Below are 19,418 nucleotides of genomic sequence, written 5' to 3' on the forward strand. Positions count from 1 at the left end.
GGCCCGGTCGGGCCCCGCCCCTCGTCACGTCGGTGCACGTGCCGTCCCCGGCACGTCCCGCGTCAGGCCTCGCGGCGGCGCAGCGTCCCGAGGAAGGACGCGATCGCGGCGATCAGGACGCCGGCGCCGAGCATGTGCAGGTTGACCAGGGCGATCGGCAGCCCGGTGAACAGCTGCACGTACCCGACGAGCCCCTGGGCGAGCGTGACGGCCATCAGGACCAGGCCCGAGCGCAGGGCGCGGGCCGGACCGCCCGACCCGGCGTCCGCGACGCGGCGGGCGCGGGCGAGCAGCACCAGGATCACGGCGAGGGTCACGACGAACGCCCACACGGACAGCGCGTGGACCCGCGCCACGGCGTACGGGTCGACGGCGAACCGGTACCCGACCTCCTCGTCCCCGGAGTGCGGCCCGGCCCCCGTCACGACGACGCCCAGCGCCACCACGACGGCCCCGAGGACAGCCAGGCCGCGGGCCAGGGTGCGGACGCGCTCGTCGACGACCGGGACGACCGGCCCGTCGCCCTCGCGCCGCCGGACCAGCAGCCATGCGGAGACGGCGATGAGCGCGGCGGAGATGAGGAAGTGCGAGCCCACGATCGCGGGGTGCAGGTCGACGAGCACCGTGATGCCGCCGACGCCCGCCTGGACGACCACGCCGGCGAACGGCGCCCAGGCCAGCCGGCGGTAGGACAGCGACCGCGTGCGGTCCAGGCCCGCGAGGAGGGCCACGGCCAGTGCCACCACGAGGAGCACACCCGTCAGCGTGCGGTTCCCGAACTCGATGAGCGGGTGGATGGTCATCTCGGCGTGGAGCTCGGGCGTGAACCGGCCGGGCTCGCAGTACGGCCACGTCGAGCACCCGAGGCCCGATCCGGTCAGCCGGACGGCCCCACCGGTCACGACGATGCCGATCTGCGCCACGAGGTTGGCGACGACCGCGCGCTGCGTCCAGCCCGGCCGCAGGCGGTCGAGGAGGGCGACGACCCGCCGGGGCGACCCGGGCGGGCGCTCGTGCTCGCGCTGGGACGTCGAGTCGGGGGAGGGCATCGTGCCGGTCACGTGGTCCAGGGTAGGCGGCGGTCGCGGCCCGGCGGGGCGCCCGGCGCGGCCGGGCCGTGCGGCGTACGTCTCATCGTGCCGGTCAGCGCCGCCGGTCGGCTCAGTGCCAGCGGAAGAGCCGCGCTGCCAGGGCGCCGAGCAGGGCGGTCCACCCGGCCAGCACGAGCACCGGGACGAGCGGCAGCGCACCGTCGACCAGCGCACCGCGCAGCACGTCGCCCAGGGCCCCGGACGGCAGCCACGCGGCGAGCGTCGCCAGCGGCCCGGGCAGGCGGTCCGCGGGCACGATGACGCCGCCGCCCAGCGCGAGCACGAGCAGCAGCAGGTTGGCCAGCGCGAGCACCGCCTCGGCCCGCAGGGTCCCCGCGACCAGCAGCGCGAGCGCGGTGAAGGCTGCGGTCCCCAGCACGACGCCGACGAGCGCGAGCAGGACGCCCGTCGCGTCCGGACGCCACCCGAGCGCGACGGCGGCGGCTCCGATGAGCACGACCTGCACGGCCTCGACCGCGAGCACGCCGAGCACCTTGCCCGCGAGCAGCCCTCCGCGCCCCAGGGGGGTCGTCGCCATGAGGCGCAGGACGCCGTTGCGGCGGTCGAACGCCGTGGCGATCGCCTGCGAGGTGAAGGACGCCGTCATGACGGCCAGCGCGAGGACGCCGGGGGTGAGGAAGTCGATCCGGCTCGTGCCGCCGGTGTCCAGCGCGACGAACGACGCCTGGACGAGGCCGACGAGGGCGAGGACGGGGATGACCACCGCGACCAGCACCTGCTCGCCGTTGCGCAGGATCATGCGCGCCTCGAACGCGGCCTGCGCGAGCACGCGCCGCGCGGGCGGTGCCGCGGCGGGTCCGTCGGGACGAGGTGCCGCAGGGGCGTCGGGCACGCTCATCGCAGGCTCCGTCCGGTGAGGTCGAGGAAGACGTCCTCGAGGGTGCGGCGACCCAGGTCCAGGTGCGTCACCAGCACGTCCTGCTCGGCGAGCCACCCGGTGGTGGCGGCCACCGTGCCGGGCGCGACCGCGCCGGTCACGGCCAGCGACGTGCCGGAGCGGCGCTCCACGGTGAACCGGTCGCCGAGCCGCTCCGCGAGCCCGGCGGGGTCGACGTCGCCGTCGGTGTGCACGACGAGCGTCGCCGCTCCGTCGCGGTCGACGCCCATGGCGAGCAGCTGCGGCACGGTGCCGCGGGCGATCACCGTCCCGTGGTCGACGACGGCGACCTGGTCGGCGACGTCCTCGGCCTCCTCCATGAGGTGCGTCGTGAGGATGACGGCGGCCCCGCCGTCGCGCAGCTCGCGCACGAGCTCCCACACGGCCAGCCGCGACTGCGGGTCCATGCCCGCGCTCGGCTCGTCGAGGAACACCACACGGGGCCGCCCGACGACCGCGACGGCCAGCGCGAGCCGTTGGCGCTGCCCCCCGGACAGGCGGCGCACGGTGGTGCGCGCGAACGCGCCGAGGCCGAGGCGCTCCGCGAGCTGGCCCGTGTCGAGCGGCCGGGCGTACATGCGCGCGACGTGCTCGAGCATCTCCTGCGCCCGCACACCGGTCGGCAGCCCACCGTCCTGCAGCATCACCCCGACGGCCGGTCGCAGGGCCGCGGCGTCCGCGACGGGGTCGAGGCCGAGGACGCGCACGGTCCCGGCGTCCGGGGACCGCAGGCCCTCGCAGCACTCGACCGTGGTGGTCTTCCCGGCGCCGTTGGGACCCAGCACCGCGGTGACGCGGCCGGCGTCGGCCGTCAGGTCGAGGCCGTCGACGACGGCGCGTCCGTCGTACCTCTTCACGAGGCCGTGGACCTCGACGGCAGGGGAGCGGTGCACGGAGCGCGAGTCTAGGCGCTCGCGGGCCTCGCCCAGGTGCCGGGCGGTGCGCGACCGACGGCGGTGTCCTGGTGGTGGACGGGCCGTGCGGGCGCGGTCCGTCGCCCCCTACGGTGGGCGCCGGGTCGATCTGCCCGGATCGTCCCGTGCGTCCCCGCCTCGCGTGACGGCCGAAGGAGCTGCCCGTGGTCACGTACCGCATCGACACGGCGACCCTGTGGGAGGTTCCCCAGGACGTCGGGGCGACGTGGGAGCACGTGGAGCGGCTCGAGCGGCAGGGCCCGCCGGGTGACGCCGAACGGGTCGTCTGGTTGCGGATCCTCGGCGCCCTGGCGGCCGCGGAGCGGCTCGCGTGGTCGGACGTGGCGCGTCACGGGGGACCGGTGCGGCTCGCCGACCTCGCGGTCGCCGAGCCCGTCCCGGCGGCGGCGTGGCGGCCTCTGCTGCGGCTCGCGCAGGTGCTGCACCGGCGAGGGCTGCTCGACGCGGCCGACGCCGTGGTCGACGCCGTGCGCCGTGCCGCGCAGGCGGCTGCCGTGGTCCCGGGCGTCGACGAGGACGCGCGCCGGGACTGCTCGGCGGTGCTGGCGTTCGCCGACCAGGGGCAGGGTCGCGTGCGCTACGGCACCGGTCGGTACTCCGAGGCGGTGCACCTGTTCTCCTCCGCGCTCGAGCGCCGCACGCGGGACGGCGCCCCCGACGACCAGGTGGGGGCGAGCAGGATCGCGCTCGCGGCGGCGTCCGCCCGCGCGACCGGGGACCCGGGTGCCGGGCGCGGCGGCACGGGCCCGGCGGCTCGGGCGCGCGCCACCGTCTAGCGCCGCACCGTGACGGCGGCTCCCCGTGCGACGTGCACGTCACGAAGGCTCACCTTGCTTGCGTGGATGGATTTCGGCAACAAGGATGTTGCCGATATCGGGTGCAGTCGTGCCCACGCCGACGCCCGTAGCGGGTCGAGGTCTTCGACGTCGCGGGGAGGTGCTGCATGACCGGGTCCACACCCCTCGCCGACCGCAGCGCCGACGCCGACCGCAGCGCCGACGCCGCGAGCGAGCACGACGCCTCCACCCGCCGTCGGATCCTGCAGCTCGTCGCCTCCGACGGTCCGGTCAGCGCCGCTGACCTCGCGGCCGCGCTCGACCTGGCCGCCGCGGGCGTACGCCGGCACCTCCAGGCCCTCGAGCTGGCGGACCAGGTGGCCGTGCACGTCGGCCCCGCGGGGTCGCGCGGTCGCGGCCGGCCCGCGCGGCGCTACGTCGTGACCGGGCAGGGGCAGGCCGTCCTCACCCAGCGGTACGCGGAGATCGCGACGGACGCGCTGCACTTCCTCGCCGACGCGGCCGGCCCGCGCGCCGTGCGGCAGTTCGCCGAGCACCGTGTGGCCGAGCTGGAGGCGCGGCACGCGGACGTCGTCGACGCCGCCGGTGAGGACGTCGCCGCCCGTGCCCACGCCCTCGCCCGGGCCCTGGCCGACGACGGCTACGCCGCGTCGGCGCGCCCCGTCCCCGGGACCACCGTCGTGCAGCTGTGCCAGGGGCACTGCCCCGTCCAGGACGTGGCGGCGCAGTTCCCCGAGCTGTGCGAGGCCGAGACCCGGGCATTCAGCCGGATGCTGGGCGTCCACGTGCAGCGGTTGTCCACGCTCGGCTCGGGGGGCCACGTGTGCACCACGAGCATCCCCGCCGGTGTCGGCCGGTCGTCGCCGCCGGACGCCGTCGAGGCGCCCGACCACCCCGCGCGGCCGCCGGACGGTCGGCACGGCCGACCACCGACCCCCCAGCCCTCCCCAGCCCCCGTGCACTCGACGGAAGGACCGACACCATGAGCGCACCCACGGACGACACGGCCACCCGGCCGGCGACCGGTGAGCCGATGAGCCAGGACGAGGCCATCGCCTCGATCGGCAACTACACCTACGGGTGGCACGACCCGGACGTCGCCGGCGCCGTCGCGCGCCGCGGCCTGTCCGAGGACGTCGTGCGCGACATCTCGCGGCTCAAGAACGAGCCCGAGTGGATGCTCAAGACGCGTCTGAAGTCGCTGCGGCTGTTCGAGAAGAAGCCCATGCCCTGGTGGGGCGCGGACCTGTCGGGCATCGACTTCGACAACATCAAGTACTTCGTGCGGTCCACCGAGAAGCAGGCCACCAGCTGGGAGGACCTGCCCGAGGACATCAAGAACACGTACGACCGGCTCGGCATCCCGGAGGCGGAGAAGCAGCGCCTGGTCGCGGGCGTCGCCGCGCAGTACGAGTCCGAGGTCGTCTACCACCAGATCCAGGAGTCGCTCGAGGAGCAGGGCGTCATCTTCCTCGACACCGACACGGCTCTGCGCGAGCACCCGGAGATCTTCGAGCAGTACTTCGGCTCCGTGATCCCGCCCGGCGACAACAAGTTCGCCGCGCTCAACAGCGCCGTGTGGTCCGGTGGGTCGTTCGTCTACGTGCCGCCGGGCGTCCACGTCGAGATCCCGCTGCAGGCCTACTTCCGCATCAACACGGAGAACATGGGCCAGTTCGAGCGGACGCTGATCATCGCCGACGAGGGCTCGTACGTGCACTACGTCGAGGGCTGCACCGCGCCGATCTACCAGTCGGACTCGCTGCACTCCGCGGTGGTCGAGATCATCGTCAAGAAGAACGCCCGCGTGCGGTACACGACGATCCAGAACTGGTCGAACAACGTGTACAACCTCGTGACCAAGCGGGCGACCGCGGCCGAGGGCGCCACCATGGAGTGGGTCGACGGCAACATCGGCTCCAAGGTCACCATGAAGTACCCGGCGATCTACCTCATGGGTGAGCACGCGCGCGGCGAGACGCTGTCGATCGCGTTCGCCGGCGAGGGCCAGCACCAGGACGCGGGCTCCAAGATGGTGCACGCGGCGCCGCGCACGTCCTCGTCCATCGTGTCGAAGTCGGTGGCGCGCGGGGGCGGTCGCACGTCGTACCGCGGGCTCGTGCAGATCCTCGAGGGGGCCGAGCACTCGGCGTCCAACGTGCTGTGCGACGCACTGCTGGTCGACCAGATCTCGCGCTCGGACACGTACCCGTACGTCGACGTCCGCGAGGACGACGTGTCGATGGGCCACGAGGCCACGGTCTCCCGCGTCAGCGAGGACCAGCTGTTCTACCTGATGTCCCGAGGCATGACCGAGACCGAGGCCATGGCCATGATCGTGCGCGGGTTCGTCGAGCCCATCGCCCGTGAGCTGCCCATGGAGTACGCGCTCGAGCTCAACCGCCTCATCGAGCTGCAGATGGAAGGGGCCGTCGGCTGATGTCGACCACCACGAACGAGCAGGGCCCCAGCGAGGGCCTCTCGACGGACCACTCCCGCGCGACCGCCGACGGCGCGCACACGCACGGCGGGATCGTGCCGGAGGCGTCGCGCGCGTCGCGTCCGACGTCCTTCGACGTCGCGGACTTCCCCGTTCCCACCGGGCGCGAGGAGGAGTGGCGCTTCGCGCCCGTCGACCGGTTCGCCGGTCTGTTCGCCGCGGCGAGCGACGGCGTGCTGACCGGTCGCGGCGTCCTCACGACGGTCGTCGAGTCGCCGGAGGTCCGCGTCGAGATCGTCGACCGCGACGACGTGCGTCTCGGCACCGCCGGCAAGCCGGGCGACCGGGCCGCCGCGACCGCGTGGGCGTCGTTCGACCGCGCGACGGTCGTGACGCTGCCCCGCGAGTCGGTCTCCTCCAAGGTCACCTCGGTCGTCGTCGAGGGCATCGAGGGCGCCGGTCTGGCCGACGCGCCCCTCGAGCCGACCGCGGCGCACCTGCTGCTGCACGCCGAGCCGATGTCGCAGGGCGTCGTCGTCCTCGACCACGTCGGGCACGCCAACCTCACCGAGACGGTCGAGATCGTCGCGGAGGACGGTGCGCACCTGACGGTCGTGTCGGTGCAGGACTGGGCCGCCGGCTCGGTCCACGCCGCCAGCCACCGGGTGCGGATCGGGCGCGATGCGACCGTGAAGCACATCGTCGTCACGCTCGGTGGCGACGTCGTGCGCATCACGCCCGACACCGAGTTCGTCGGCGAGGGTGCGTCCGTCACGGCGCTCGGCCTGTACTTCGCGGACGCGGACCAGCACCAGGAGCACCGCCTGTTCGTCGACCACGCGGTCCCGAACTGCGTGTCCCGGGTCACCTACAAGGGTGCCCTGCAGGGCGTCGGCGCCCACACGGTCTGGGTCGGCGACGTGCTGATCCGCGCGGCCGCCGAGGGGACCGACACGTACGAGCTGAACCGCAACCTCGTCCTCACGGACGGCGCGCGCGCGGACTCGGTCCCCAACCTCGAGATCGAGACCGGTCTGATCGAGGGCGCCGGCCACGCCAGCGCCACCGGCCGGTTCGACGACGAGCAGCTGTTCTACCTGCGTGCCCGTGGCATCCCGGAGACGGACGCCCGCCGTCTCGTCGTGCGCGGCTTCTTCGCCGAGCTCATCCAGGAGATCGGCGTGCCCGAGGTCGAGGAGCGGCTCGTCGCCGCGATCGACGCGGAGCTCGAGAAGTCGATGAGCGCGATCCTCGGCGTGCCGCAGGTCGAGGGCTCGCAGGCCGCGGCCGCCACGGAGCGTGCATGAGCGCCCAGCTGGCCTGCTACACCGCGGACGTGCCGGTCGCCGGTGCGCTCCGCGTCGAGCTCGAGGGCGAGGCGGGACCTGTCGAGGTCGCCGTCGTCCGCGACGAGTCCGGTGACTGGCACGCGATCAGCGACGTCTGCTCGCACGGTGCCGTCTCCCTGTCCGACGGCGAGGTCGAGGACTGCACGGTGGAGTGCTGGCTGCACGGGTCGAGGTTCGACCTGCGCTCCGGCAAGCCGCTGTCGCCGCCCGCGATCCGCCCCGTCCCCGTCTACCCCGTGACCGTCGACGGCGAGCGTGTGCTCGTCGACGTCGACGCGCCGCTCTGAAACCTGCGAGGAGTACCCCCAGATGTCCACCCTGGAGATCCGCGACCTGCACGTCAGCGTCGAGACGAAGGAGGGCGCCAAGCCCATCCTCCGCGGCGTCGACCTCACCGTGAACAGCGGCGAGACCCACGCGATCATGGGCCCGAACGGGTCCGGCAAGTCCACGCTGGCGTACTCGCTGGCCGGGCACCCGAAGTACGAAATCACGTCGGGCACCGTGCTGCTCGACGGCGAGGACGTCCTCGCGATGAGCGTCGACGAGCGCGCCCGCGCGGGCATGTTCCTCGCGATGCAGTACCCCGTCGAGGTCCCGGGCGTCTCGGTGTCGAACTTCCTGCGCACCGCCAAGACGGCCATCTCCGGCGAGGCGCCGCCGCTGCGCACGTGGGTCAAGGACGTGCGTGCCGCGATGGACGACCTGCGCATGGACGCCTCCTTCGCCGAGCGCTCCGTCAACGAGGGCTTCTCCGGTGGTGAGAAGAAGCGCCACGAGATCCTCCAGATGGAGCTGCTCAAGCCGCGCTTCGCGATCCTCGACGAGACCGACTCCGGTCTGGACGTCGACGCCCTGCGCGTCGTGTCCGAGGGCGTCAACCGCGTCAAGGCCGGCGGCGACGTGGGCGTCCTGCTCATCACGCACTACACGCGCATCCTGCGGTACATCACCCCGGACTTCGTGCACGTCTTCGTCGACGGCCGGATCGCCGAGCAGGGTGGCCCGGAGCTGGCCGAGCGCCTCGAGAACGAGGGCTACGACCGCTTCCTCGCCGCCGGCACCTCGGTCTGAGCCCGTCGCGGCGGCCGCCGGGAGCACCCCGTCGGCCGCCGCACCGGTCGCCCCCGGGCGACCACCCCGTCGCACGCACCCGCGGGCGCCCGCCGCCCGCCCGGAGGACACATGACCAGCACGCTCGAGCCGCTCGTCCCGGCCGGCCCCACCGGCGGCACGACGCTGTCCGCCGCCGAGCTCATCGCCGTGCGGGCCGACTTCCCGCTGCTCGAGCGGACGCTGCGCGACGGGCGCCGGCTGGTGTACCTCGACAGCGGGGCGACGTCGCAGAAGCCCGAGGTCGTCCTCGACGCCGAGCAGGACTTCTACGTGCGCCGCAACGCGGCCGTGCACCGCGGTGCGCACCAGCTGGCCGAGGAGGCCACCGAGGCGTTCGAGGACGCCCGGGCGTGTGTCGCCGGGTTCGTCGGTGTCTCGCCCGGCGAGCTCGTGTGGACGTCGAACGCGACCGCGGCGATCAACCTCGTGGCGTACGCGATGTCCAACGCGTCGCTGGGGCGCGGGGGAGAGGCCGCCCGGCGGTTCGCGCTCGGCGCCGGTGACGAGATCGTCGTCACCGAGGCCGAGCACCACGCGAACCTCGTGCCGTGGCAGGAGCTCGCGGCCCGCACCGGGGCGACCCTGCGCTGGCTGGGGGTCGACGACGACGGCCGGATCCGCACCGAGGACCTCGCGACGGTCGTCACGGACCGCACGCGGGTGCTCGCCTTCACGCACGCCTCGAACGTCACGGGCGCGGTCACGCCGGTCGAGGCGTTCGTCGCCCGCGCCCGCGAGGTCGGGGCCCTGACCGTGCTCGACGCGTGCCAGTCGGTGCCGCACCTGCCGGTGGACCTCGCCGCGCTGGGCGTGGACTTCGCCGCCTTCTCGGGTCACAAGATGTACGGCCCCACCGGGGTGGGCGCGCTGTACGGGCGGCGCGAGCTGCTCGAGGCGATGCCGCCGGTCACGACCGGCGGCTCGATGGTCGAGGTCGTGACGATGGAGGCCACGACCTACGCACCGCCGCCGCAGCGGTTCGAGGCCGGGACGCAGATGGTCTCGCAGGCCGTGGCGCTGGGCGCCGCGGCGCAGTACCTCGGCGAGCTCGGGATGCCGGCCGTGGCGGCGCACGAGCACCACGTGGCGGGGCTGCTGCTCGACGCCGTGGCGTCGGTGCCCGGCGTCCGCGTGATCGGCCCCACCGAGAACGTCGACCGGCTCGCGGCCGTGTCGTTCGTCGTCGACGGCGTGCACGCGCACGACGTGGGCCAGGTGCTCGACGACGCCGGGGTCGCCGTGCGTGTCGGCCACCACTGCGCGCAGCCGCTGCACCGCCGGTTCGGCGTGGCTGCCACGGCCCGCGCGAGCGCCGGGGTCTACACGACCGACGACGACGTCGCCGCGTTCCGGGAAGCCCTGGCGGGGGTCCGGACGTTCTTCGGTCTGCAGGACACGACGACGGACGGGAGGCCCGCGTGAGCTCGGCCATGGAGCAGCTGTACCAGCAGGTCATCCTCGACCACGCCAAGCACCCGCACGGCAGGGGCCTGCCGGCCGGTGCGACGGCCGTCGGGGTGGCTGCGGCCGACCACGGCACGTGCGCGGCGACCTCGCACCAGGTGAACCCCACCTGCGGCGACGAGATCACGATGCACGTCGACGTCGACACCACCGGTGACGTCCCGGTGCTGCGCGGCGTGGCCTGGGAGGGCCAGGGGTGCTCGATCTCGCAGGCCTCGGCGTCCGTCCTGCACGACCTCGTGGTCGGGCAGGACCTGCCGACCGTCGACCGGCTCGCCGCGACGTTCCGCGACCTGATGCAGTCCCAGGGCGCGGGCATCGGCGACGACGCCGAGGAGGTCCTCGGGGACGCCGCGGCGTTCACCGGCGTCTCGCGCTACGCCGCGCGCGTCAAGTGCGCCCAGCTCGGCTGGGTCGCGCTGGCCGACGCCCTCATCCTGTCCGGAGCCCGTACGACGGAGGACGCATGACCACCGAAGAGACCACGCCCGTGCCCACGACCGCGCCCACGACCGGCGCCGCCACGGCCGCGGACGTCGAGGAGGCGATGCGCGACGTCATCGACCCCGAGCTCGGCATCAACGTCGTCGACCTCGGCCTCGTCTACGGCGTCGTCATCGACCAGACCAACACCGCGGTCATCGACATGACGCTCACGTCGGCGGCGTGCCCGCTGACCGACGTCATCGAGGACCAGTCGGCCCAGGCGCTCGAGGGCGTCGTCGACGGGTTCCGCATCAACTGGGTCTGGATGCCGCCGTGGGGCCCCGAGAAGATCACGCCCGACGGCCGCGAGCAGATGCGGGCACTCGGCTTCAACATCTGAGCACGCCACACCCGAAGGCCCTGGCCGGCCCGCTGGTCGGGGCCTTCGGCGTGCGACGGGCACCGGGCGGACGGGTCGCGCGATCGTCGTCCTCGTCGCACGCTCCGTGGTCGGGCGGACCGCGGGGACCTCGGGGTGGGAGAGCCGAGGTGTGGCCGCGTGGGTACGCGTCGCACGACAGCCCGGGGAGCGCCTGCGACACTCTCGGTCATGACCACCGGAGGACGGCACCCTGCCGACGACGACGGTGTGTCGCGACGGGCTGAGATCCGGCACCTGCTTGCCGGCCCCGTCCTCTACGGCCTGCGGAGACTCTCGGTCGCCGTCGCCTGCCTCGCGTGCGCGGCTGTGGCCGGCGGTACCGGCTCGGTGATCGCGCCGCTCATCGGCCAGCCGAGGGCCGCCGGGTTCTGGGGCGGTGCCACGATCATGTACGGCGTGATCGTCATCGCGGCCGTCGTCTGCATGATCGGCCACGAGATCGACTCGCGCCGCTTCCGCTGGGTGGACCGCGTCTACTCGTACCTGGACTGAGCGCGCGGCCTCGCCCGGAGTCGACGGGCTCGGCCGTCCGTGTGCGGCGTCAGAGCTCGGACGCGGCGAACGTGTCGCACGCGGCGAGCGAGCCCTGCTCGTAGCCGATGGTGAACCACTTCTGCCGCTGCTCGCTGGAGCCGTGGGTCCAGGTGTCGGGGTTCACGCCGCCCGACTGCTGCTGGATGTGGTCGTCGCCGACGGTGGCTGCGGCGTCGAGCGCCTGCGCGAGCTCCTCGCGCGTCGGCGGCTGCAGGTACGTGACGCCGGTCTCGGGGTCCTCGCGCGTCGCGGCGTCGCCGACCCACATCCCCGCGTAGCAGTCGGCCTGGAGCTCGACGCGCACCGAGTCCGACTCGGCGCCGCTCCCGCCGCGGTCGGCGGAGTCGAACACGCCCGTGAGGTTCTGGATGTGGTGGCCGTACTCGTGGGCGTAGATGTACATCTCCGCCAGCGGTCCGCCCTGCGCGCCGAGCTGCTGCTGCAGCAGGTCGAAGAAGGTGACGTCGAGGTAGATGCCCTGGTCCGCCGGGCAGTAGAACGGGCCGGTCGACGAGGACGCCTGGCCGCAGCCGGTCGCGATGCCGCCCGAGAACTCGTGGCCCTGGGCCGGGGCGAAGGCCGTCCCCGCCGGGACCGTCGCCCCCCAGTAGACCTCCAGCGCCTCCAGGGTGGCGGAGTAGCGGCACAGGGGATCGGTGTTCGCCTGCTCGGCGGTGCACTCACCGACCTCGTCGACGGGTGCGCTCGCGCCGCCGCCCTCGGCACCGAGGACGCCGGACACGTCCTGGCCGGTGAAGAGGAAGATCGCCAGCGCGATGATGCCGACGAGCCCGCCGCCGCCGGCCGCCACGGCGCCGCCACGCCCGTGCCGCTTGACCCGGCCGCCCTCGAACCTGCCACCCTCGCTGAATGTCACGCGCACACGCTAGCCCCGAGGTCACGGACGCGCGCGGCGACGCTGGACAGCCGTCCGGCACTCCCCGTGCGGCGACGGCGCCACAGCCGCGTGCGCGGCGACGACGTCAGGGGCGTCGCGTCGTCGCCCGCACGACCGCCGAGAGCGCGGTCCCCACGTGCCTCGACGGACCGCGCCGAGGCAGCGCGGCGAGACGTGGCGCCAGGTCCGGCAGGCGGCGCGCAGCACCGGCCGCCACCGCGCGGGCGGCGAGGAGGGCGGCGGCCCGGTGGGTGTCGAGCGCGCTGTGGCCGGTGCCGGCGAGCGGCACGAGGACCGCGTCCGGAGCGAGCCCGACGACCCGCTCGGCGACGGGCCGCGGCGTCCGCAGGTCGCGGTCGCCGGACAGGACGGCGACGGGCCAGGTGAACGCCGGCAGCGCCGCCGGCAGGTCGAACGGGGTGGTCGCTCCGGCCCCGCCGCGGGCTGCGTGCCGGGCGGCGGCGTCCGCGAACGCGAGCTGCGGGTCGAGCGGACCGCCGTCCGGCGGCAGCGCGAACCCGAGCTCGTCGTCCATGATCCGCGCGACGAGGTCCGGCTCCATGACGAAGGGCTGCCCGGCCCCGTCGACCTCCCCGCTGCCGAGCGTCGCGACCCGGTCCCACACCGCCCGCAGCCGTCCGGCGCGCCGGGCGAGGAGGAGGCGGTGCAGCACCTGCGGCCCCGCGAACTCGTGCACGACCTGCACGACGTGGGCGAGCTCGGCCGCCGGCACGTCGTCCGCCAGGGAGCGGACCGCGTCGGCGACGCCCGCCAGCGCCGGGTCGTCACCGGCGCGCAGGTCGCCGTCCCACAGGATGCGTCGCCGGTGCGCCCGGGCCGCGGCGAGGTCGTCCGCGGGGGCCACGACGGGGGAGTCGAGGACCATCCCGGCGACGCGGTCGGGGTGGCGGGCACCGAAGGCCTGGACGACGTACGACCCGTAGGAGGCGCCGAGCAGGACGGCACGTTCGACGCCGGCGTGGTCCAGCACCGCCACCAGGTCGTCGACGACCGCGGCGACCGTGACGGCCTCGGCCGGCACGTCGCCGCCTGCGCGGACGCGGCGCGACAGGCCGATGCCGCGGTGCTCGACCATGAGGACGTCGAGCCCGCGGCGGGTGGCCTCGGCGCGCAGCGCCACGTAGGGCAGCACCGACGCGAGCCCCGGCCCGCCCGGCACGACGACGAGCGGAGGGGCGTCACCGCGCGGAGCGGTACGGACGTAGGCCAGCGGGAGGGTGTCGCCGTGGACCGGCCGGTCCACCGTCCCCCCGCCGTGCGCGAGGACCCCGCGCGCGGCGCGCTCGACCGCCGCGCGGCGAGCGGCGTCCCGTCCGCCCGAGCCCTGCCCCGTCCTGCCGTCCGCGTGACCGTCCCGTGTCGTCATGACCCCGTAACGGGCCGCACCGCGGGCCGGTTCCCGTCCACGCCCGCCCGTGGGAGAGCATGGACCTCCACCCCCGACCCCAGGAGCGACCGCATGCCCGCGTCCACCCCCGCGCCGTCCGTCCCGGCCGCGTCCCCGTCCGTGCCTGCCGGCGCCGCTCCCGTGCGTCCCGTCGACCGCGTCGGGCGCCTGTTCGCCGTCGTCGCGCTCGTCGAGGCGTTCACGTGGGCGGGTCTGCTCGTCGGCATGGTCCTCAAGCACGTCACGCAGACCACCGAGCTGGGCGTCGCGGTCTTCGGGCGCCTGCACGGCGGGGCGTTCCTGCTGTACGTGGTCGTCGCCCTGGTCGCCGCCGTGCGGCTGCGCTGGCCGTGGTGGGTGGCCGGGCTCGCGCTGGCGGCGGCGGTGCCGCCGCTCGTCACGCTGCCGCTCGAGCGGTGGCTGCGGCGCACCGGCCGGCTCGCCCGCCCGGTGCCGACCGACGACGACCTCGCGGCGGTGCCCGGCACCTGACACGCGCCGCGCGGGCCCGCGCGCACCTGCCGGTGCGGGCTCAGTCCCCGAGCCCGCGCGCCGCCAGCGCGTCGCCCGTCGTCCGCGCGTGCCCCACCATCCGGACCGCGGCCGGCACGACCACCGCCCGGGGGTCCCGCTCCAGGCCGCGCGCCCGCGCGGCGTCCCGCGCCTCGCCCGTGACCCGCACGAGCACCGGGACGGTGCGCAGGAACAGGCCGACCGTCAGCGCCACCGTCTCCGGCGGCAGCCCGACGTGGCGCAGCGGCCGCGCCGCCCGGGTGACGACGGCCAGCAGGTCGTCGGCGCGGGTCGTCGCCGTCACGAGGGTGCCGGCGAGCACGAGCGTCAGCAGGTCCAGCGCCACCTCCGCGCCGTACGCCGCGCCGCGCGCCCAGGTCTGGTACCCGCCGAGGGCGGCGGCCGTGAGCAGCACCGGGACCAGGCCGCGCACCGACGTGCGCCACGGCGTGCGGGCCAGGGCGCCGAGCGCGACGACGACGAGCAGGCCCACGGCGGCCGCGGCGGGCCCGGTGCGCACGACGAGGACCGCACCGGCGGCGGCGAGCAGGACGAGCTTGAGGCCTGCGGGCGCGCGGTGGACCGCGCTCGTGCCGGGACGGTGCAGCCCCAGCGGACCGGCCCAGGGTGCGCGCTGCGGCCGTCCCGCGCTCACCGCGGGCCTGCCGGACCGCGCCGCGCCCGGGCGCGCCGCGGTCCGCTCACCGCACGACCTCGGCGTCGCACGCGCCCATGAGATCCCGGTAGTGGGCGAGGGCAGGTCCCGGCGCGTCGTCGGCGACGACCTGGCCGTCGTCCACCACGAGCACGCGCTCGGCACGTGCGGCCGCCTCCAGGTCGTGCGTCACCACGACGACCCGCTGCTCCAGCGACGCGAGCAGCGCGTCCACGTGCGTGCGCCAGCGCAGGTCCAGCAGCGTGGTCGGCTCGTCGCAGACCAGCACGGCCGGCTCGGTCGCCAGCACCGCGGCCAGGGCCAGGAGCTGGCGCTGCCCGCCCGACAGCGCGTGCACGGACACGTGCGCGCGGTCCGCCAGGCCGAAGCGCGCGAGCACGTCCATCGCGCGCGCCTCGCGCTCGCGGGCGTCAGGCACGGTGCGGCGCAGCGACAGCGCGACGTCCTCGGCCGGCGTGGGCATCACGATCTGCGCGTCCGGGTCCGTGAACACGAACCCCACCCGCCGTCGGACCGCAGCCCCGTCGGTCGCCGTGTCGAGGCTGTCGACGCGCACCGACCCGGCCGACGGCAGCACCAGCCCGTTGAGCAGGCGCGCCAGCGTCGACTTGCCCGAGCCGTTGGCCCCCACGACGGCCACCCGCCGCTCGGCCAGGCGCAGCGACACCGGCCCCAGCAGCCGCACGACGCGGTCCGGGCCACCGGCGGGGTCGGGGGACCAGGCGGTGACCTCGACCGCGTCGAGCTCGATCACGCCGCGCGCCGGCCGCCGCGCAGGTCGGGGAACGCGCGCAGCACCGCCAGCGTCACGGCCGCCGCCAGGACGTTCTTCACCACGTCGCCGGGCCAGTAGACGACGTCGATCGCGAGCGCCTCGGCGGGGCCCAGGCCGAGGCGTGCCATCAGCCCGACGACGCCCGCGGGGTGCGTCACGAGGACGGACGACCCCAGGCCCGCGGCGACGAGCAGCGGGTAGCGCCACGCCGGGCGGGCGCGCAGCGCGAGCCCGCCGAGCCACCCGGCGACCGCCGCGGTGAGGGGGAACGCCAGCAGGTAGCCGACCGACGGCTTGCCCAGCACACCGAGCCCGCCGGTCATCTCGGCGAACACGGGCACACCGGCCAGACCCACGACCAGGTACAGCAGGACGGCGAGGAACCCGCGTCGCGCGCCGAGCACGAGCCCCGCGACGACGACCCCGAACGTCTGCAGCGTGATGGGCACACCCGCCCCCGTCGGGATCGCCGGCACCAGCGCGCAGGCGGCGACGAACGCCGCGAACGTGGCCACGAGCGCGACGTCCGTGCTGGTACGGCGCACGGTCCGCGGTGCGGGAGGGTCGCCGAGGACCTCGGCGACGACCGAGCCGGGCACGGGCGACACGGTCCGCGCGCCGTCGTCGTGCGGGAAAGTGCTGGACATGGGCGTCTCCGGCCGGTGGGGTGGACGGTCGTCGGGTCGGCCGCCTGCGGGCGGACGCGCGACGACGCCGGTGCGGCCGGGAGCCCGACCTCCGGCCACGCTAGCGCTGGGTACGATGGACGGCGTTTGTGCCGGGGGCCAGAACCCACCCGGTCTTCTCGTAGGAAACCGAGGAACCACCCCGTGATCACCGCTTCGGGCGTCGAGCTGCGCGTCGGCGCCCGCGTCCTGCTGGAACCGACGACCTTCCGGATCGCCTCCGGCGACCGCATCGGGCTCGTCGGCCGCAACGGCGCGGGCAAGACCACGCTGACCAAGACGCTCGCGGGCGAGACCCAGCCGACCGGCGGGACCATCTCGCGCGGCGGTGACGTCGGCTACCTGCCGCAGGACCCGGCCTCGGGCGACCTGACGCAGCTCGCCATGAACCGCGTGCTGTCCGCGCGCGGCCTGGACGCGGTCCTCGCGTCGATGCGCGACACCGAGGGCGCGATGGCCTCGGCCGACGACGCGACGCGTGACAAGGCCATGGACCGGTACACGCGGCTCGAGGCGCGCTTCACCGCGGCCGGCGGCTACGCGGCCGAGAGCGAGGCCCACCGCATCACGGCGGCGCTCGGCCTCGACGACCGCGTCCTGGGCCAGGAGCTCGGCACGCTGTCCGGCGGGCAGCGGCGCCGCGTCGAGCTGGCACGCATCCTGTTCTCCGGTGCGGACACGCTGCTGCTCGACGAGCCCACGAACCACCTCGACGCCGACTCGATCGTCTGGCTGCGGGACTACCTCAAGTCCTACCCCGGCGGGTTCGTCGTCATCAGCCACGACGTCGAGCTGCTGCGCGCCACGGTGAACAAGGTGTTCCACCTCGACGCGAACCGCTCGCAGCTCGACCAGTACAACCTGGGCTGGGACGCGTACCTGCTGCAGCGCGAGACAGACGAGAAGCGTCGGCGGCGCGAGCGGGCGAACGCCGAGAAGAAGGCCGCGACGCTGCTGGCCCAGGCCGACAAGATGCGGGCGAAGGCCACCAAGGCGGTCGCTGCGCAGAACATGGCGCGCCGGGCGGAGCGCATGCTGTCGGGGCTCGACGCCGTGCGCGTCAACGACAAGGTCGCCAAGCTGCGGTTCCCCGAGCCGGCGCCCTGCGGCCGCACGCCGCTGACGGCCGAGGGGCTGTCGAAGTCGTACGGCTCGCAGGAGGTCTTCACGGACGTCTCGCTGGCCATCGACCGGGGCAGCAAGGTCGTCGTGCTGGGCCTCAACGGTGCCGGCAAGACGACGCTGCTGCGCATGCTCGGCGGGCTCCAGGAGCCCGACACGGGCGAGGTGAAGGCCGGCCACGGTCTCAAGCTCGGCTACTACGCGCAGGAGCACGAGACGCTCGACCTGTCGCGCACCGTCCTGGAGAACCTGCGCACCGCGGCTCCCGACCTCACCGACACGCAGGTGCGCTCGGTGCTCGGCTCGTTCCTGTTCTCGGGCGACGACGCCGACAAGCCGGCGCGCGTGCTGTCCGGCGGGGAGAAGACGCGCCTCGCGCTGGCCACCCTCGTGGTGTCGAGCGCCAACGTGCTGCTGCTCGACGAGCCGACGAACAACCTCGACCCCGCGTCGCGCGAGGAGATCCTCGCGGCGCTGCGCGGCTACCAGGGCGCCGTCGTGCTCGTCAGCCACGACGAGGGCGCGGTCGCGGCCCTCGAGCCCGAACGGGTCCTGCTGCTGCCCGACGGCGACGAGGACCTGTGGAGCCAGGACTACCTGGACCTCATCGCGCTGGCCTGAGCCTGCAGGTCGCGGCGCTGCTGCGCCTCGATCTCGGCGTCCTCGTCGATCTCGTCCCGCCCTCGCGCCCGGCGAGGTCGGGCGGGGTGCGGGGCGGGTGCCGCGTCCCCGAGCGCGCGGGCCGCCACCCACTCGCGGCGCGCGGCGACGCTGAACGCGACGAGCCCGCCCAGGGCGAAGACCCACCACTGGAACGCGTACGACAGGTGCGAGCCGGGGTCCGTGCTCGGTGCGGCGAGCGCGCCGAGCGGCTCGTCGGCGGCCGGGTCCTCGCGCACCAGCCCGCCGTAGGCCGCGTACGGCTCACCGTCCACGCCGGCGGCCGCGAGCACCTGGGTCGGCGCGATGGCCTGCACCTGGCCGTCCGGGGCGCTGCGGCTGCTCACCGGCTCACCCGGCCGCAGCCGGACGGTCACGGTGACGTCCCCGGCCGGCGGCGCGGGCACGTCGACGTCGACCGACCCGTCCGCGCCCGTCGGCACCCAGCCCCGGTCGACCACCAGCACGCGCCCGGCGTCGACCGGGGCCCCGAAGGAGCCCGGTGCCGCGTCCTGCACGACCAGGGGGACCAGCACGTGGTAGCCGGGCGTGCCGGGCACCACCGGGCGGTTGCGCAGCAGCACCGCCGCGTCCGGCACGTACCGGCCGCGGACCTCGACCGAGCGCCACGCGTCGGCCTCCGGCAGCGGGGCGTCGGGGTCCGCGACGACGTCGGCGAGGTCCGCGGGCGGCGCCGCGTAGTTCGCCTCGACGACCGCGATCGCGGCGTCACGCGCGACGTGGCGGTTCCACTGCCAGCGGCCGAGGAACGTGCACGTGAGCGAGACGGCGACCGCGAGCACGACCAGCCCGACGGCCCGGCGTCGAGCGGCCGCGCGCAGGGCGGCGGCGGTCGGGGGTGCGCCCGGGGCGGCGCCCGCCCCGGCGTCGTCCGTCGGTACCCGGCCGGAGGTCGCGTGCTCGTCCTCGTGCAGCAGGCTCACGGGTCCGATCGCTCCAGCTCGTCGACGGGGACGACGTCCCGCAGGAAGTCCCGCACCCGCAGGTAGTCGGACAGGTGCTCGCGGTGCGCCTCGCACGTGAGCCACACCTTGCGCCGTGCCGGCGTGTGCAGCCGCGGGTTGTTCCACAGCACGCCCCAGGCGGGCTGGGTGCGGCAGCCGCGTGCGCTGCACACGAGCTCCCCGACCACGTCGGGCACGGCACCCTGCGGGGGCGTCGCCATCG

The 19,418-nt window shown here is 75.1% G+C and carries 22 protein-coding genes; 12 read left to right on the forward strand and 10 right to left on the reverse strand.

The window, feature by feature from the left end; translation table 11 throughout:
* Nucleotides 1-62: 62 nt before the first annotated feature.
* From KG103_RS08380 to KG103_RS08390, 3 genes are all read right to left on the reverse strand, one after another.
* Entirely contained in the window at nt 63-1,061 is a 999-nt protein-coding gene (locus KG103_RS08380) for a COX15/CtaA family protein (protein WP_249670858.1), read from the reverse strand.
* 100 nt (nt 1,062-1,161) lie between these two features.
* Complete coding sequence (locus KG103_RS08385; RefSeq protein ID WP_207342115.1) at nt 1,162-1,950, reverse strand: ABC transporter permease; 789 nt, start codon at nt 1,948-1,950, stop codon at nt 1,162-1,164.
* Entirely contained in the window at nt 1,947-2,882 is a 936-nt protein-coding gene (locus tag KG103_RS08390) for an ABC transporter ATP-binding protein (protein WP_207342114.1), read from the reverse strand. The genes KG103_RS08385 and KG103_RS08390 overlap by 4 nt, the downstream gene beginning before the upstream one ends.
* Nucleotides 2,883-3,067: 185 nt before the next feature.
* On the opposite strand from KG103_RS08390, the gene KG103_RS08395 reads away from it, so the two are divergent.
* The 10 genes from KG103_RS08395 (at nt 3,068) to KG103_RS08440 (ending at nt 11,450) form a co-directional block, all read left to right on the forward strand.
* Nucleotides 3,068-3,700, forward strand: a complete 633-nt coding sequence (locus tag KG103_RS08395) for a hypothetical protein (protein WP_207342113.1) — start codon at nt 3,068-3,070, stop codon at nt 3,698-3,700.
* 167 nt (nt 3,701-3,867) lie between these two features.
* Nucleotides 3,868-4,707: a helix-turn-helix transcriptional regulator gene (locus tag KG103_RS08400; protein ID WP_207342112.1), complete on the forward strand. Its 840-nt coding sequence runs from the start codon at nt 3,868-3,870 to the stop codon at nt 4,705-4,707.
* Nucleotides 4,704-6,161, forward strand: coding sequence for a Fe-S cluster assembly protein SufB (sufB, locus tag KG103_RS08405; protein WP_278186618.1), 1,458 nt, complete (start codon nt 4,704-4,706; stop codon nt 6,159-6,161). Before KG103_RS08400 ends, sufB begins: the two co-directional genes overlap by 4 nt.
* The gene (sufD, locus tag KG103_RS08410; protein WP_207342111.1) at nt 6,161-7,468 is read left to right on the forward strand and encodes a Fe-S cluster assembly protein SufD; all 1,308 of its coding nucleotides are present in this window, start codon (nt 6,161-6,163) and stop codon (nt 7,466-7,468) included. Before sufB ends, sufD begins: the two co-directional genes overlap by 1 nt.
* Nucleotides 7,465-7,797, forward strand: coding sequence for a non-heme iron oxygenase ferredoxin subunit (locus tag KG103_RS08415; protein ID WP_089798786.1), 333 nt, complete (start codon nt 7,465-7,467; stop codon nt 7,795-7,797). The genes sufD and KG103_RS08415 overlap by 4 nt, the downstream gene beginning before the upstream one ends.
* 22 nt (nt 7,798-7,819) lie before the next feature.
* Nucleotides 7,820-8,584 (forward strand): Fe-S cluster assembly ATPase SufC, encoded by a 765-nt coding sequence (gene sufC / locus KG103_RS08420; RefSeq protein ID WP_207342110.1) that lies wholly within the window; start codon nt 7,820-7,822, stop codon nt 8,582-8,584.
* 111 nt (nt 8,585-8,695) lie between these two features.
* A complete protein-coding gene (locus KG103_RS08425) occupies nt 8,696-10,048 on the forward strand; it encodes a SufS family cysteine desulfurase (protein WP_207342109.1) in 1,353 nt (450 codons plus the stop codon).
* Nucleotides 10,045-10,560: a Fe-S cluster assembly sulfur transfer protein SufU gene (sufU, locus tag KG103_RS08430; RefSeq protein ID WP_207342108.1), complete on the forward strand. Its 516-nt coding sequence runs from the start codon at nt 10,045-10,047 to the stop codon at nt 10,558-10,560. Before KG103_RS08425 ends, sufU begins: the two co-directional genes overlap by 4 nt.
* Complete coding sequence (locus KG103_RS08435; protein ID WP_207342107.1) at nt 10,557-10,916, forward strand: metal-sulfur cluster assembly factor; 360 nt, start codon at nt 10,557-10,559, stop codon at nt 10,914-10,916. The genes sufU and KG103_RS08435 overlap by 4 nt, the downstream gene beginning before the upstream one ends.
* A gap of 210 nt (nt 10,917-11,126) precedes the next feature.
* Nucleotides 11,127-11,450 (forward strand): hypothetical protein, encoded by a 324-nt coding sequence (locus tag KG103_RS08440; RefSeq protein ID WP_207342106.1) that lies wholly within the window; start codon nt 11,127-11,129, stop codon nt 11,448-11,450.
* Nucleotides 11,451-11,499: 49 nt separating this feature from the next.
* Here KG103_RS08440 and ypfJ read toward each other — a convergent pair whose 3' ends face one another.
* Both ypfJ and KG103_RS08450 read right to left on the reverse strand, forming a co-directional pair.
* Nucleotides 11,500-12,369, reverse strand: a complete 870-nt coding sequence (gene ypfJ / locus KG103_RS08445; RefSeq protein ID WP_207342105.1) for a KPN_02809 family neutral zinc metallopeptidase — start codon at nt 12,367-12,369, stop codon at nt 11,500-11,502.
* A gap of 106 nt (nt 12,370-12,475) precedes the next feature.
* Nucleotides 12,476-13,777, reverse strand: coding sequence for an alpha/beta fold hydrolase (locus KG103_RS08450; RefSeq protein WP_207342104.1), 1,302 nt, complete (start codon nt 13,775-13,777; stop codon nt 12,476-12,478).
* A 93-nt stretch (nt 13,778-13,870) separates the two neighbouring features.
* Here KG103_RS08450 and KG103_RS08455 point away from each other — a divergent pair, with 93 nt between their 5' ends.
* Entirely contained in the window at nt 13,871-14,290 is a 420-nt protein-coding gene (locus KG103_RS08455; RefSeq protein WP_207342103.1) for a DUF3817 domain-containing protein, read from the forward strand.
* A gap of 40 nt (nt 14,291-14,330) precedes the next feature.
* On the opposite strand, the gene KG103_RS08460 is transcribed toward KG103_RS08455, so the two are convergent.
* The 3 genes from KG103_RS08460 to KG103_RS08470 are packed head-to-tail and all read right to left on the reverse strand — an operon-like array spanning nt 14,331 to nt 16,409.
* Nucleotides 14,331-14,966 (reverse strand): energy-coupling factor transporter transmembrane component T family protein, encoded by a 636-nt coding sequence (locus tag KG103_RS08460; protein ID WP_207342102.1) that lies wholly within the window; start codon nt 14,964-14,966, stop codon nt 14,331-14,333.
* Between the two features lie 46 nt (nt 14,967-15,012).
* Complete coding sequence (locus tag KG103_RS08465; RefSeq protein WP_207342101.1) at nt 15,013-15,741, reverse strand: energy-coupling factor ABC transporter ATP-binding protein; 729 nt, start codon at nt 15,739-15,741, stop codon at nt 15,013-15,015.
* Nucleotides 15,738-16,409 (reverse strand): biotin transporter BioY, encoded by a 672-nt coding sequence (locus KG103_RS08470; RefSeq protein WP_207342100.1) that lies wholly within the window; start codon nt 16,407-16,409, stop codon nt 15,738-15,740. Before KG103_RS08470 ends, KG103_RS08465 begins: the two co-directional genes overlap by 4 nt.
* A gap of 183 nt (nt 16,410-16,592) precedes the next feature.
* Between KG103_RS08470 and KG103_RS08475 the strand changes: the two genes are divergently transcribed.
* Complete coding sequence (locus KG103_RS08475) at nt 16,593-18,191, forward strand: ABC-F family ATP-binding cassette domain-containing protein (protein ID WP_207342099.1); 1,599 nt, start codon at nt 16,593-16,595, stop codon at nt 18,189-18,191.
* Here KG103_RS08475 and KG103_RS08480 read toward each other — a convergent pair.
* Together KG103_RS08480 and KG103_RS08485 are read right to left on the reverse strand one after the other, a co-directional pair.
* Nucleotides 18,164-19,174, reverse strand: a complete 1,011-nt coding sequence (locus tag KG103_RS08480; protein WP_249670859.1) for an SURF1 family cytochrome oxidase biogenesis protein — start codon at nt 19,172-19,174, stop codon at nt 18,164-18,166. The genes KG103_RS08475 and KG103_RS08480 overlap by 28 nt on opposite strands.
* Nucleotides 19,171-19,416, reverse strand: coding sequence for a hypothetical protein (locus tag KG103_RS08485; RefSeq protein WP_207342098.1), 246 nt, complete (start codon nt 19,414-19,416; stop codon nt 19,171-19,173). The genes KG103_RS08480 and KG103_RS08485 overlap by 4 nt, the downstream gene beginning before the upstream one ends.
* Nucleotides 19,417-19,418 lie beyond the last annotated feature (2 nt).

The sequence above is a fragment of the Cellulomonas wangleii genome, from assembly GCF_018388445.1.
Classification (GTDB): Bacteria; Actinomycetota; Actinomycetes; order Actinomycetales; family Cellulomonadaceae; genus Cellulomonas; species Cellulomonas wangleii.